Here is a 14097-nt window from a genome sequence, read left to right on the forward strand (position 1 = left end):
CACCGACCCGCTCGCCGACGACGCCCCCCTGCCCGGGGCCTCCGCACGCCAGGCCGTACGGCGTCTCACGCGCCGGGCGACGGTCTTCACGGGCCGCGCGAGCCGCAGCGAGGCGTGGTGGGTCGTGCTGCTCAACGCCCTCGTGTGGCTGGGCGCGGGTGCGCTCACCGTGGTCGCCGCGCTCATCGGCGACGCGATCCGCCCATCGCGGTCCAGCGACCTCGGGCTGTCCCCCGGGCCCGTGCTCGGCGTGCTGATCGTCCTCGCACTGCTGACGCTCTACGTGCTCGTCACGCTCGTGCCGCTCCTCGCGGTCTCGGCCCGCCGCCTGCACGACGCGAACCTGCCCGCCTGGTGGCTGCTGCTCGCCGTCGTCCCCGGGCTGGGTGCGCTCGCACTGCTGGTGCTGCTGGCGCTGCCGAGCAACCCGGCGGGGGCCCGGTTCGACCGTGCCGCGGCCGAACCCGCGGCAGCGGTCTCGACCGCCTGACCCGTCCGCTCCTCGCACCCCGCCCGCCGACGGACACCGTCACGGCACAACGGACAGGCGCGTACACGTGTCCGTCGAGCCGTGAGTCTGTCCGTCGGCGACGAAAACTGTCAGTCGGGCGGAGGTCAGGTGCAGCGAAGAGACGAATCCGCACGAGCTCGCCCGTCACCGACCGGTGGGCACGCAGCTCTTCGACGCGTACGCCGCGGTGGGCGACAGACGCGGCTCATCCCCGCTCGCAGGGAGACGACTCGGGGTCTTCCGACCCCGGCCGGTCGCGTCCCGGCTCATCCCCGCTCGCGGGGAGACGACGTGACGGCGTGCACCATGAACTCAGCGAGCTCGGGCTCATCCCCGCTCGCGGGGAGACGACCATGCCTGGATCTCCTCGTCCATCTGCGCGATCGGCTCATCCCCGCTCGCGGGGAGACTACGGTGCTCTGCTGGACCTCGCTGGGCCGGTGCCGGGCTCATCCCCGCTCGCGGGGAGACGACCGCGACTGGTGGTGCCAGAGCTTGTTCGTGTCGGGCTCATCCCCGCTCGCGGGGAGACGACCGCAACTCGCGGACGACCGCATTCGGCATCGACGGCTCATCCCCGCTCGTGCGGGGGTGAGCCCGGTTGGTTCTGAGTCAAGACGCGCTGCGCGCGGTCCCTTCCCCGCGTGCGGGGGTGAACCGTGGGTCAGGGCAGGCAGCTCGTGGGGGGCGATGTCCCTTCCTCGCGCGCGGGGGTGAGCCACTTGTGATCGCGTGCTTCGGCTGCAGCCGCCGGTCCCCTCTCCGCTGACGGCGTTGGGCACTACCCACCACGACGGACAGCACGACGGCTCCACGGACAGGTGCGTGCGCATGTCCGTGGAGCCGCGGTGCTGTCCGTCGGTGTCGGGGTGGGTGTCAGGAAGGCGAGGCGGCGCGTGCGTCAGGCGTGCGGCGGCGCCACGAACTGCCACCCGCGCTCGCGCATCATCGGCACGAACCGTGCGACGGCCGCGACGGTCTGGCTGCGGTCCCCGCCGCCGTCGTGCAGCAGGATCACGCCGCCGGGGGCGACGGCCTCCATGCGGCGCACGAGCTCGTCGACGCCGGGCGGCACCCAGTCCTCGACGGCGGTGTGCCAGCCCATCGAGCGCATGCCGAGGCCCGCGGCGACGTCGACGGTCGCCCCCCAGGAGCCGAACGGCGCGCGCCAGTACGGCACCGGCGCACCGGGCACGGCGGCGCGGATCGCGTCGAGCGTGCGCGTGAGGTCGGCCCGCACGTCGTCGGGCGACGCGTCGCCCAGGTCGTCGTGCCGCCACGAGTGGTTGCCGAGCACGTGCCCGTCGGCGGCGATGCGCGCCACCAGGTCGGGGTGCTCGACGACGCGCTCGCCGACCAGGAAGAACACCGCCGGCACGCCCTCGCGCGCGAGCAGGTCCAGCAGGTCGACGGTGTCGGGCGGGTTCGGACCGTCGTCGAACGTGAGGACGATCGTGCGCGCGTCGCCGCCGACGACCTCGATGACGCCGTCGGCCCGGGCGCCGTCCGCCGGGGCGCCCCCGGCGGGAGCCCCGCCGCCGGGCGGCCCGTCGAACCCCTCACCGTCGGCCGTCGCCCCGGCCACGCGCCCGGCCGCGCTCACAGCACGCGCGCGAGCTGCTCGAGGGCCGCGAGCGGGTCGGGCCCGCTGGGGAACAGCACGCACGTGGTCGCACCGGCCGCGCCGCGTGCCGCGATGCGCTCGCGCACCTGCGCGGCGGACCCGGCGAGCGACAGCTCGCGCACCCACGCGTCGGGCATGCGGGACGCGAACTCCTCGGGCGAGGCGCTGTCGGCGCGCAGGGCCGCGAGCTCGGCGGCGAACGGCTGCTGCGCGAGGTGCGGCGCCCAGTCGGGCTCGCCGATCCACGCGAGCGCGTGCCGGGCGACGTCGAGCGCACGCGCCTCGTCGTCGTCGACGCACGCCGCGTCGTAGGTGACGACGCGCGGCGGGGTCGGGGCCGCGACGTGCTCGACGGCCGCGCGCACGTACGCGGGCGGGCACGGCTCCGCGAGCACGACGCCCTCGGCGACGCGCCCGGCGGCGGCCAGCGACTTCGGTCCCCGGACCCCGAGGATCACGTCGGGCACGACCTCGGGCAGCGACGACGGGTCGAGCGCGACGCCGTCGAGCACGACGGGTGCGTCGGGCGCGGTCGTCACGGTCTCGCCGCGCAGCAGCGCCCGCAGCGCGCGCGTGTACGCCTCGAGGAACGTCAGCGGGCGACCGGGCCACGCGCCGACCTGCCGCATCCAGTCGGGCATGCCGTGCCCGACGCCGATCGTCACGCGCCCGGGGAACAGGCGTGCGAGCGTCGCGGCGTCCATCGCGGCGAACCCGACGTTGCGCGCCGCGGCGGGCAGGATGCCGATGCCGACGTGGATGCGCTCGGTCGCGGCGAGCACGGCCGCCGCCTGGGCGGCACCGCCGCGGAAGCCGAGGTCCTCGACGACCCACAGCTCGTCGAAGCCCAGGGCCTCGGCGCGGCGGGCGTGCTCGAGCACGAGGTGGGCGGGCAGGTCACGGGGCAGCAGCACCCCGATGTGCGGCGTCGTCATGGACCCATCCTGGCGCACCGCCGACGCCTCGTCGGCATCTCACCAGCCGGCCGTCGCGCCCCGCGAGACCGGGCTCGCGCCGCCCACCGGTGACATGAGCGACCCCAGCCCGGTCTCGCGGAGGGCAGGGTCCAGGGTGCGGGACCCGGCGGGCGGACCCCGCCCAGCCACACGAACGGCCCGGTCGCGCGGACGTCACCGTCGGCATCTCACCAACCGGGCGTCGCGCCCCGCGAGACCGGGCTCACGTCGCTCACGGGTGACATGAACGACCTCAGCCCGGTCTCGCGGAGGGCCCGGTCCGGGTCGCGAGACCCGGACGCGGACCAGCGGCCCCGCCCTCAGCCCAGCGTGTCCGACGTCAGCACGACGTGCTCGGCGCCGTCCTGCGTCGCACGGACCTCGAACGACCCGTCGGCGGCGTCGAACGCGAGCGTCGCGCGCTCGTCGCCCGCGGCCCACGCGAACGTGCCGCGCGACCCGTCGACGTCCCACGTGAACTCGCCCGCGAACGCCGCGTGCGAGGACCGCAGCCGCAGACCGGCCAGCTGCGCGGCCACGGCGGGGTGCGTGAGCGCGGCCTCGACCTCGGCGGGCGTGTAGTGGTGGCGGTTGACGTCGCGCCCGACGCCCGTGCGCGCCAGCAGGTCCATGTCGTTGACGCCCGCGAGCAGGCCCACGTAGTAGACCTGCGGGATCCCGGGCACGAACAGCTGCAGCAGCCGTGCGAGCACGTAGCGGCGGTCGTCGCGGGCCAGCGCGTCGTAGAACGTGCAGTTGACCTGGTAGAGGTCGAGGTTGGACGCGGCCGCGCCCGTGGCCTGGCGGGACGTGCCGCCGCTGTTGTCGTGGATGCGCTCGACGAGCGCGTCGATCTTCTCGGGCGCGAGCAGGCCCGGCTCGCCGGGGCGCAGGTCGGACGTGCCGACGTCGACGATCCCGATGCCGTCGTGCGTGTCGAGGACCGTCACGGAGTTCGCGGGGCGGATGCGCAGCCAGCCCGCGAGCGGCTCGAGCTCGCCCGTGGTCAGCGCGTGCAGCACGAGCGGCGGCAGCGCGAAGTCGTAGACCAGGTCGACCTTGCGCGCGATGTCGATCTGCTGCGTGTGGTGCCCGTGCACCTCGACCAGCACCTGCGCGCCGCGCGCGTGCGCCTGCTCGACGATCCGCTCGGTGTACGCGTCGGTCGCGGGCGTCATGAAGCAGTCGGTGCCCGCCTCCTTGCCGGTGTACCCGACGGCGTCGAGCCGCAGCATCGACACCCCGCCGGACGTCAGCGCGTCGACGACCGACGTCAGGTACTCCCAGGCCTGCGGCGTGCGCAGGTCGATGTCGACCTGGTCGGGCGTGAACGTGGTCCACACGAGGCGGCGGCGCCCGCCGAGGGTCATGACCGTGAACGGCAGGCCGGGCCGCGGGCGGTAGATGCGCGCGAGGTCGTCCTCGGTGGCGCCGAGCGGGAACACCGACCCCAGCGTGAGGAACATCGGCGCGTGCGGCGACTCCTCGCCGCGCTCGCGCACGTCCGCGAACCGCTCGGAGTCGGCCGACACGTGGTTGACGATGACGTCGGCCATGACGGTGCGACCCTCGGCCATCGCCCGCACGTCGTCCCACGAGCCGAGGCGCGGGTCGACCTGCGTGTGGTCGCGCGGGTCGAACCCGGCGTCCGCGCCGTCGTACGGCGGGTAGAACGGCAGCACGTGCACGCCGCCGAACGCGCCCGCGAGCGGGCCGTCGAGCAGTGCGTGCAGACCGGGCAGGTCACCGGCGAGCCGGTCGGCGTAGGTGATCAGCTGGGGGCCGTGGTGGGTCACGGGGCGGGCTCCGTCGTCGTCGGTGACCGGGGTCCGGTCGGGTGGACCGTCGTGCCCGGCCGGGGGACGGCCGGGCACGACGGGGTCAGGTCAGGTCGGGGGCGGCCACGCGCTCGCGCAGCCGCGCGAGCCAGCGGGCCCGGGCCAGGCGGGCGTCGCGCGACACGGGGGCGTCGGGCACGAGCCCGTCGAACCCGTGGCAGCCGCCGGGCCACACGTGCAGCTCGGCGTCGCCGCCGTCGGCCCACAGCCGCGCGGCGTACGCGACGCACTCGTCACGGAACGTCTCGGCGGAGCCGACGTCGACGAACGCGGGCGGCAGGCCGTGCAGGTCCGCCGCCCGCGCCGCCGCCGCGTACGCCGGCACGTCCGGGCCACCGGCCCGGTCGCCGAGGTACGCCGCCCACGCGGTCGCGTTGGCGGTCCGGTCCCAGGAGCCCACGCCGGCCATCTGGTGCCCGGAGGCGGTCTCGTTGCGGTCGTCGAGCATCGGGCAGATCAGCAGCTGCCCGGCCAGGGCCGGGCCGCCACGGTCGCGGACGAGCAGCGCGAGGGCCGCCGCGAGGCCGCCACCGGCGCTGATGCCCTCGACGACGACGCACGTCGGGTCGAGCCCGAGCACGTCGGCGTCGCCGCCGAGCCAGGTCAGCGCGGCGTACGCGTCCTCGACCGCCGCCGGGTACGGGTGCTCGGGGGCGAGCCGGTACTCGACCGACGCGACCGCCCAGCCCGGTGCGACCTGCGCGGCCGCGGCCACGTCGTCGGACACCGTGCCCACCACCAGACCCCCGCCGTGCAGGTGCAGCAGCACCGGCACGGCGTGGTCCACGGGCGGGCGCAGCAGCGCGACGCGCACGGTGCCGCCGTCGGGGCCCGGCGCCTCGTGCCACGTGAGCTCGAGACCGGCCTCGACGGCGACGTCGGCGAGGACCGGCGGCTGCGCGCGCTCGCGCAGCGCGCCGACCTCGTCGGGCCGCAGGGTCGTGACCACGTCCGCCGCGCGCGTCGTGAGCGCGTCGGCGATCGCAGGGTCGAACGGCGGTCGCGCGGTGACGACCTGCGTCATCCCTTCAGCGCTCCCTGCATGAGCGCGGACACGAACTGCCGCTGGAACGCGAGGAACACCAGGAGCGTGGGCGTGAGGATCAGCAGGGACCCCGCGCACAGCAGCGGGATGTCGGTGCCCCACTGGCCCTGGAACGCGCCCAGCGCGCCGGCCATGGTCCGCTTGGTCGGGTCGTCGACCAGCACGACCGCGAGCAGGAACTGGTTCCACGTCCACAGGAACAGCAGGATCCCGAGCGACGACAGCGCGGGCGTCGACAGCGGCAGGTGGATACGCGCGAAGAGCTTCCACGTGTTGGCGCCGTCGATGCGCGCGGCCTCCGAGAGGTCCTCGGGCATGTTGACGAAGTGCGCACGCATCCACATGACCGCGAACGGCATGTACAGGCCGATGAGCGGCAGGATGATCGCCCACCGGGTGTTCAGCAGGCCGACGTCGCGCATCTGGTAGTACAACGGCACGATCACGGCCTGGAACGGCAGGGTCAGGCCGATGACGAACGCGAGGAAGATCGCGCGGTGCCCCGGCGGGCGCAGGTGCCCCAGCGAGAAGCCGGCGAGCGTCGCGATGAGCAGCGCGACCGGCACGACGCCGACCTCGATGAGCGCGCTCGACCACAGCAGCGCGCCCATGTCGGCGGCCGTGAACGCGTCGACGAAGTTCGACCAGTACGGCGTCTCGGGCAGGGACAGCCCCGAGGGGTACGTGCCGGGCTTGTGCAGCGCGGTGATGAAGAGGCTGATGAACGGCACGATCGTGACGACCATCAGGATGATGAGCAGGACGCGGCCGAGCCACGTCTCGCGGCGGGAGACGATCACGGGTCAGTCCTCCCGCGTGAGTCGCTGGATGGGCAGGACCACGGCCAGCACGAGGGCCATGAAGACGACGGCGAGCGCCGAGGCCTGGCCGACCTGGCGGCTGAAGAAGCCGAGGTAGTAGATCTCGAGGCCGGGCACGAGCGTGGAGTTCGCCGGTCCGCCCTGGGTCGAGATGTAGACGATGTCGAACGCGGCGAGCGCGGCGATGATCGTGACGGTCACGCAGACGCCGATCTCCTGGCGGACGCTCGGCAGCGTGATCGCGAAGAACTCACGGACCGCACCGGCGCCGTCGATGCGCGCGGCCTCGTACAGCGACGGGTCGATCTTGGTCATGCCCGCGAGCAGCAGGAGCATGCACAGGCCGAGCGCGACCCACGCGCCGATGACGCCGACGGCCGGCAGCGCGGTGCTCGTGTCGCCCAGCCAGGCGCGCGTGACGCCGCCCAGGCCGATGCCGCGCAGCAGCTCGTTGACCAGGCCGTCGGACGCGAGCAGCCAGGTCCACATGATGCCGGCCGCGACGAGCGGGATGACCTGCGGCAGGAACAGCACGGTGCGCGACGCCAGCGCGAGCCGGCTCGTCGCGAACTTGCGGATCGTGGCCGCCGTGAGCAGGCCGAGGAGCACGGGCACGAAGCTGAAGTAGATGATCAGCTGCAGCGCGTTGCCGATCGAGCCGAGCGTCTCGGAGCTCTGCGTGAGACGGCGGTAGTTGTCGAGCCCGACGAACGTCGAGGCCGTGACGCCGTTCCACTTGTAGAAGGAGTACTGCACCGTCAGCGCGAGGGGCCGCAGCACGAAGGCCGCGTAGAACGCCGCGGCGGGGACCACGAGGCCGAGGGCGACCCAGCCCCGGCGCAGGCGCCGTGCCCGGAGGGCACGGCGCCTGGCCTCGTGGCTGGTCGACGCCGGGGCGGCGACCTCGCGGCGACCGGTGGTGTCGGTCGTCCGCATCTGCATCATCAGCCGCCGATCTCGCTCTCGTAGTCCTTCTGGACGGCCTCGAGCAGACCCTTGGCGTCCTGCCCGCCGTCGACCAGCTTCTGCAGGTTGGGGGTCCAGCTCTTGGCGTAGATGGCGCCGGTGGCGTTCGCGATGAACTCCATCGAGCCGTTGTCCTTGGCGATCGTCGCGCCGGCGGCGAGCGTCTGGGCTGTCACGGAGTCACCGTCGACCTCGGGCATGAACGCGTCCGACGGGCCCATGGGGTGCGAGCCGCCGACCTCGACCGCGATGGTGCGGGCCTCGTCGTTGGTCGCGATCCAGTCGAGGAAGAACGCGGCGCACTGCGGGTGCTCGGCCTTGGCCGAGATGCCGTAGGTGAGCGGCGCGGACATGGCGCCGACCTTGCCACCGGCCTGCGACGGCGGGACGAGGAAGAAGCCGACCTTGCCGGGCATCTGGGTGTCGAGGTTCCCCGACTCCCAGTCGCCGTTGAAGATGAACAGGCTCTTGCCGTCGATGAAGCGGCTCATCATCATCGAGTAGTCGAGCGCGTTGACGTCGTCGGCGAAGTAGCCGGCCTCGACCCACTTCTGCAGGTGCTCGGCGGCCTTGAGGTTCGACTCGGTGTCGATGCTCGCGCCGGGCTGCTGGAACGTCCAGGCGTTGATCATGCCCGGGTCGCCGTAGGAGGCCATGAGGCCCTGCAGCGGGAACGCGAGACCGCCGGTGGCGCCGCCGTTGAACTGCGCCATGGGCGTGATGCCGGCGTCCTTGGCCTTCTGCATCCACTCGTCGAGCTCGGCGAGCGTCTCGGGGGGCGTCGTCATCCCGATCTGGGCGGCGAGCTCCTTGTTGTAGAAGATGCCGGTCATCGAGTAGTTGAGACCCTGGGCGTACAGCGGGCCGTTGCCGCGGCGGCCGTCGGCGTCGACGCGCATCTGCTCGAGCTGCGAGGCGGGCCACTCGTCCCAGCCGAGCGCCGTGGCGGCGTCGTCGAGGTCGTAGAGCAGACCGTCCTTGGCGAGCTCGGACACCTGCGGCAGGCGCATGAGGTCCGGCGGGTTGTCGGCCAGGACGCGGGGCGCGTTCTGCGTGAGGACGGCGAACTGGTCCTCGCGGACGTCGAACTTGACGTTCGGGTACTGCTTCGAGAACTCGTCGAAGAGCTTGCCCGCGAGGGGGAAGCCGGTCTCGACGTAGGCGCTGAGCGTGACGTCCTCGGTGCCGCAGGTCCAGTCGGCGGTGTCGGTCGAGCCACCGGCGGTGCTGGCGGGCTCGTCGGACGTGCCGCCGCCGGGTGCCGAGCACGCGGTGACGGTGAGGATGCCTGCGAGGCACAGGGACGCAGCGGCGACGGCGCGCCGCGGGTGAGCTGTCGTACGAGACACCGGTGTCTCCTCCTTGAGGGGCCGGGACCCGGGGCGGTGGGTCCGTGCTAAATCGGCTTAGCACCACGATGTTCGCCACCGCGCGCGCCCGGTGTCAAGCCGGTGCGGGTCACGGATCGATCACGCGGCGGCGCGCCCGACGGGACGAGTCGGACAACTGCCCAGGAGACGCCTGCGGGACCGAGGGCGGGCCGGGACGCCGCGGCTCACCCCTAGGATCCTGCGCAGGACCAGGGCCTGGAGGACGACGTGAGCCGCCGACGCGTGACGCTCGCGGACGTCGCACGCACCGCGGGGGTGTCGTCGACGACCGCGTCCCTCGTGCTGTCCGGGCGCGGCTCCGAGCTGCGCATCTCGACGGCCGTGCAGGACCGCGTGCGCACCGCGTCGAGCGAGCTCGGCTACCGGCCCAACATCGTCTCCATCGGCCTGCGCAAGGGCACGACGCGCACGCTCGGGCTCGTGTCCGACACGGTCGCCACCGGGCAGATGGCCGGCGACATGATCAAGGGCGCCATCGAGGCCGCACGCGACCTCGGCTTCATGCTGTTCATCGGCGAGACCGAGGGCGACCCCGCGATCGAGAGCGCGCTCATCGACGCGATGCAGGACCGGCAGGTCGACGGGATCATCCTCACCTCGATGTTCACCCGCACGCGTGCCGTGCCCGAGGCGCTCGAGCGCGTGCCCACCGTGCTGCTCAACACGCTGCCCGCCGGGCCTACCCGCGCACCGGCCGTCGTGCCCGACGAGGTCGCCGCCGGCCGCGCCGCCGCGCGGCTGCTGATCGACGCCGGGCACCGCGAGATCCACCTGGTCGGCGCCGGCCCGGGCCCGCACGACGTCCCGCCCGACACCGTCGCCGGCGTCGAGCGGCTCGCGGGCATCCTCGAGGTGCTCGAGGCCGAGGGCCTGACCCCCGCGTCCGGCCACCTCTGCGACGACTGGGCGCCCCCGCAGGGGTGGGCCGCGACGCACGAGCTGCTCCGGCAGCACGCCCGCCCCCGCGCGATCGTCTGCTTCAACGACCGGCTCGCGTTCGGCACCTACCAGGCCCTGCAGGAGGCCGGCCTGCGCATCCCGCAGGACGTGTCCGTCGTGTCGTTCGACAACTACCCGATGGCCGACTGGCTGCGCCCCGGCGTCTCGTCGTTCGCGATCCCGCACGAGGAGCTCGGCCGGCGCGCGGTCGAGCTGCTCATCGCGCGCATCACCGCGCGGGCCGCGGGCACGGGCGACGCCGAGGTCCCCGCCGGCGACGCCGACCGCGCCGAGCCGGTCACCGGCGACGTGCACCGCCTGCCCCTGCCGCTGCGCGCGCGGGGCTCCGTGGCGCCGGCCTGACACCGGCCTGACACCACGGAGCCCCGCGGTCACGCGGTCGGCTCAGCCCTCCCGCGCGGCGCGCGCACGCCGCCGCACGAGGCCGGTGCCCAGCGCGGTCGCGCCGAGCGCCAGCGCGAGCAGCGCCGCGACCGGGGCGGGGCCGGTGCGGGCCAGCGCACCCGCCGCGGCGACGGCCGGTGCGACGCCGGACGTCCCGGCTCCCGTGCCGCCGGCGGTGCCGGTGCCGTCACCGCCCCCGGTGCCGTCCGTCCCGTCCGTGCCCCCCGGCGTCCCGGGGTCGACCGGCGCGTCGGGGTCGCGGTCCTGCGCGAGCAGCCACTGCAGCGTCGCCGGGTCCTCGAGGGTCGGCGCCGCCGCGAGGTGGAAGTCCGGCAGGCCGAACGCGTCGTCGCCGTACTCGGTCCACCGCACGAGCTCCGCGACCCGCGCGGCGTCGAGCCCGCGGTCCTCGTACGCCGCGACGAGCGCCTCGTAGGACGCACGGGCCCGGGCGACGGGCAGCAGGTGGTCGTTGGTGCCGTGCGTGATCCACATCGGCACCTCCCCCGCCGCGATGCGCGCGAACTCGTCCTCGTCGCCCGGGAACCCGCCGGTCAGCAGGCCGCCGGCGAACAGGTCGGGCCGCTCCGAGAACATCTCCCACATGAGCTGCGAGCCGTACGACACCGAGGTCGCGTAGACGCGGTCCGTGTCGACCGCGTGCTGCGCGAGGAACGCCTCGACGAGCTCGACGGTCTGCGCGCCCTCGATGGCCTTGCCGAGCCGCTCGTTCTGCGGCGCGAGCACGATCACGCCCTCGTCGGTGCCCGTCCACGCCTCCTGGTTCCAGGCGACCGCGAGCATGTCGGAGGCGAGCTGCACGCCGACGTTCTGCCCGTCGTAGCCCATGCCGTGGCCCGGCAGGGCGATGACGAGCGGGTAGGTGCGCGACGGGTCGTAGCCGTCGGGCAGGCGGTAGGCGTAGTGGACGTCACCCGTGCTGGACGCGAACGTGTCGAGCACGAACTGGTCGACCTCGCGGTCGATCGAGCCGCCCGTGAGCCGGTGCGCGCGCGTCGGGTCGGCGGCGGCCACGAGCGCGCCGTCGGTGCCGGTCACGTCGCCGAGCTGCGTGACCTGCGTGAGCTGGTCGGGGTTGACGCGCACCGAGCACAGGAACGTCGGGCAGCGCGACACGATGACCGTCCAGCCGCCGGCGCTCGAGTCGGCGAGGTCGAGCACGACGAAGCGCCCCGGGACCTCGGGCCGGTCGGCGGTCAGCAGCCGCGCGGGGTCGTCGGTCGTCCAGACCGACGCGACCGCGCGGTCCACGAGGTCCGGCAGCGTCTCGATGCCCGCGAACCGGAAGTTGTACCCCGAGTCCTCGACGCGGAAGTCGGCGGGTGTCAGGCCCGAGGCGTCGACCTCCGCGCCGTACTCCAGCACGACCTTCGTCACCTGCTGACCGAACGAGCCGACCTCGGTGACCGCGGTGACGCCCAGCACGGGGCTCGGCGCGGGTGCACGACGCTGCGCCAGCACCCACTGCAGGATCGCCGGGTCGGAGTACGTCGGCATCGTGGCCGCGTGGTGGTCCGGGACGACGAACGCCTCGTCGGCGTACTCGACGTGCCGCACGGTGTCCGCGGCGGTCGCCTCGTCCATGCCGGCGGCCACGTACGCGGCGCGCAGCAGGTCCCGGCTCGTGGTCGAGAACGTCGGCGGCAGCACCGGGTCGCTCGTGCCGTGCGTGAGGTAGACGGGCACGGGCTGCGCGGCGATCGCGGCGGCCTGCTCCTCGCTCACCGCGAACCCGGACACGATCAGCGCGGCGTCGAACAGCGTCGGGTCCTGCGCCATCGCGGCCCACGCGAGGGTCGAGCCCCACGAGAACGTCGCGGCGTAGACGCGGTCGGCGTCGACCGCGTGGTCGGCGACGAAGGACCGGACGAGCGCCGTCATGGCGTCGGCCTCGAGCGGGTTGCCGACGCGCTCGTTCTGCGGTGCGAGCACGATGACGTCCTCGTCGACGCCGGTCCACGCGGGCAGGCCCCACGCGGTCACCATCGCGTCGACCGCGAGGTTCACGCGCGGGTTCTCGCCGTCGTAGCCCGAGCCGTAGCCGTGCAGCGCGACGACCAGCGGGTACGTGCGCGACGGGTCGTAGCCCGCCGGCAGCCGGTACGAGTACGGCAGCGCGTGGCCGTCGTGGTCGTAGGTGTCGGAGACGTAGCCGTCGACGACCGGGTCGACGGCCGGCGCGGTGACGCGCACGGGCGTGGTGTCGGCCGTGGTGAGCACCGTGCCGTCGGCGGCGTGCACGTCGGCGACCTGCGTGACCTGCGTACGCAGGTCCGTGTTGATCTTCTCGAAGCACAGCCGCGGGCAGGTCGAGCGGATCACGGTGTTGCCGCCGGCGTCCTGCGGGTCGAGCTCGAGCACGACGTAGCGCCCGGCGGCCGAGGTGCCGGCGGGCAGCCGGCCGACGGAGTCGTTGGTGTAGGCGCGCGTGACGGTGCGTGGCGCGAGCTGGTCGAGGTCCTCGAGCCCGGGGCTGAACCGGAAGTCGTAGACGCTGTCCTCGACCACGAACGCGGCCGGCGTGACGTCGGCGGGATCGACGACGTCGGCGTACTCGACGACGACCGCGGCGACCTTCTGGCCGGACGCGTAGACCTCCGTGACCGGGGTGACGGACACGATCCCGACGGAGGCGGGCTCCGGCGCCGCCGTCGCCGGGGCGGCGGTGGCGAGCGCGGCGGCTGCGAGCGCGGTGAGGGTCGCGAGCGCGGTGGCGCGCCGGCGGCGGTCAGACGTGCGATCCCTGTGCAGGGGTCTCCACATGCGTGTCTCCTTCGACATGGTGCGGCGCCCCCTGAGCAGCCCTCGTCGGCTGCTGCACGATCGGGCCAGCGTCGCTGCTAGACCGATTTAGCATCACGCTAACCAGGGAACTCGCTGAGGGTCAACTGTGAAGGAGCGGGTGTGCGTCAGGCCGCGGAGCGCCGCGCGCGTACGCGCAGGACCCACCAGATCACGCCGCCGACCGTCATCGCGAAGCCGATCGCCGACAGCCCGAGCACCACGAACACGCCCAGGACGGTCCCCGCGACCGCGCCGAAGAACGGCGCGAACGGCTTGTCGGCCGCGATCGCGACCCAGGCGTCCGGCACCTGCGCCGCCGGCACCGCGACCTGGTACGTCCCCGACTCGGGCGCCGTGAACGCCCCGACCGTCGAGGCCACGCGGCCCCCCGCACCCGTCGTCATGGTCACGCCCGGCGAGCCGTCGGCCTCGACGACGGTGCCCGAGGGCGCCATCAGCAGCACGTCCTCCTGGAGCTCGGGACGCTCGTCGTCGTCGACCGTGCCCCGCGGCACCACGAGGTACACCGCGTACCGCTCCCCCGCGCTCAGCTCGACGGTCGTCGCCCCCGGGGCGTCGGCCGACGCGAGCACGGCCTGCCCCGGCCGACCGTCGGACGTCAGCACGTCCGAGCGCACCGCACCGACGAAACCGCCGACCGTCGCGACGAACGCCACCAGGGCACCCAGCATCAGCACGACACCCACGACCGTCAGCCACACCGGCCCGGTGACCGACGTGCGGCGCGGGCGGTGGCCGGGCGCGCCGGCGCCCGGGACGGGCGCGTGGCCGGGAC

The 14097-nt window shown here is 74.1% G+C and carries 11 protein-coding genes; 2 read left to right on the forward strand and 9 right to left on the reverse strand.

The genetic code is table 11. The features are described 5' to 3' along the window. Nucleotides 1–490, forward strand: a 490-nt coding sequence (locus ATM99_RS16430; RefSeq protein ID WP_062103914.1) for a DUF805 domain-containing protein, incomplete at its 5' end; no start/stop codon positions are given. A 922-nt stretch (nt 491–1412) separates the two neighbouring features. On the opposite strand, the gene ATM99_RS16435 is transcribed toward ATM99_RS16430, so the two are convergent. The 7 genes from ATM99_RS16435 to ATM99_RS16465 all read right to left on the reverse strand — a co-directional run bounded on the left by ATM99_RS16435 (nt 1413) and on the right by ATM99_RS16465 (nt 9110). After that, complete coding sequence (locus ATM99_RS16435) at nt 1413–2114, reverse strand: polysaccharide deacetylase family protein (protein WP_223305208.1); 702 nt, start codon at nt 2112–2114, stop codon at nt 1413–1415. Next, complete coding sequence (locus ATM99_RS16440; protein ID WP_062103915.1) at nt 2111–3070, reverse strand: LLM class flavin-dependent oxidoreductase; 960 nt, start codon at nt 3068–3070, stop codon at nt 2111–2113. The genes ATM99_RS16435 and ATM99_RS16440 overlap by 4 nt, the downstream gene beginning before the upstream one ends. A 341-nt stretch (nt 3071–3411) precedes the next feature. Beyond that, complete coding sequence (gtfA, locus tag ATM99_RS16445; RefSeq protein WP_062103916.1) at nt 3412–4887, reverse strand: sucrose phosphorylase; 1476 nt, start codon at nt 4885–4887, stop codon at nt 3412–3414. 85 nt (nt 4888–4972) lie between these two features. Then, nucleotides 4973–5953 (reverse strand): alpha/beta hydrolase, encoded by a 981-nt coding sequence (locus ATM99_RS16450; protein ID WP_062103917.1) that lies wholly within the window; start codon nt 5951–5953, stop codon nt 4973–4975. Next, nucleotides 5950–6774 (reverse strand): carbohydrate ABC transporter permease, encoded by an 825-nt coding sequence (locus tag ATM99_RS16455; protein WP_062103918.1) that lies wholly within the window; start codon nt 6772–6774, stop codon nt 5950–5952. The genes ATM99_RS16450 and ATM99_RS16455 overlap by 4 nt, the downstream gene beginning before the upstream one ends. A gap of 3 nt (nt 6775–6777) precedes the next feature. Next, entirely contained in the window at nt 6778–7740 is a 963-nt protein-coding gene (locus ATM99_RS16460; RefSeq protein WP_062103919.1) for a carbohydrate ABC transporter permease, read from the reverse strand. Further along, nucleotides 7740–9110: an ABC transporter substrate-binding protein gene (locus ATM99_RS16465; protein WP_062103920.1), complete on the reverse strand. Its 1371-nt coding sequence runs from the start codon at nt 9108–9110 to the stop codon at nt 7740–7742. Before ATM99_RS16465 ends, ATM99_RS16460 begins: the two co-directional genes overlap by 1 nt. Nucleotides 9111–9359: 249 nt before the next feature. On the opposite strand from ATM99_RS16465, the gene ATM99_RS16470 reads away from it, so the two are divergent. After that, the gene (locus ATM99_RS16470; RefSeq protein WP_223305210.1) at nt 9360–10454 is read left to right on the forward strand and encodes a LacI family DNA-binding transcriptional regulator; all 1095 of its coding nucleotides are present in this window, start codon (nt 9360–9362) and stop codon (nt 10452–10454) included. 42 nt (nt 10455–10496) lie between these two features. On the opposite strand, the gene ATM99_RS16475 is transcribed toward ATM99_RS16470, so the two are convergent. After that, nucleotides 10497–13280 (reverse strand): PHB depolymerase family esterase, encoded by a 2784-nt coding sequence (locus tag ATM99_RS16475; RefSeq protein ID WP_150118342.1) that lies wholly within the window; start codon nt 13278–13280, stop codon nt 10497–10499. A 146-nt stretch (nt 13281–13426) separates the two neighbouring features. Then, nucleotides 13427–14097 (reverse strand): hypothetical protein (locus ATM99_RS19500; protein ID WP_190278865.1); only part of this gene is annotated, 671 nt, incomplete at its 5' end.

The organism is Cellulomonas sp. B6 (assembly GCF_001462455.1).
Classification (GTDB): Bacteria; Actinomycetota; Actinomycetes; order Actinomycetales; family Cellulomonadaceae; genus Cellulomonas.

Bases quoted from the DNA above. Each gene is read 5' to 3' on its own strand.
- ATM99_RS16440 (WP_062103915.1), bottom strand. From the start codon at position 3,070: ATGACGACGCCGCACATCGGGGTGCTGCTGCCCCGTGACCTGCCCGCC.
- ATM99_RS16450 (WP_062103917.1), bottom strand. From the start codon at position 5,953: ATGACGCAGGTCGTCACCGCGCGACCGCCGTTCGACCCTGCGATCGCC.
- ATM99_RS16460 (WP_062103919.1), bottom strand. From the start codon at position 7,740: ATGATGCAGATGCGGACGACCGACACCACCGGTCGCCGCGAGGTCGCC.
- ATM99_RS16475 (WP_150118342.1), bottom strand. From the start codon at position 13,280: ATGTGGAGACCCCTGCACAGGGATCGCACGTCTGACCGCCGCCGGCGC.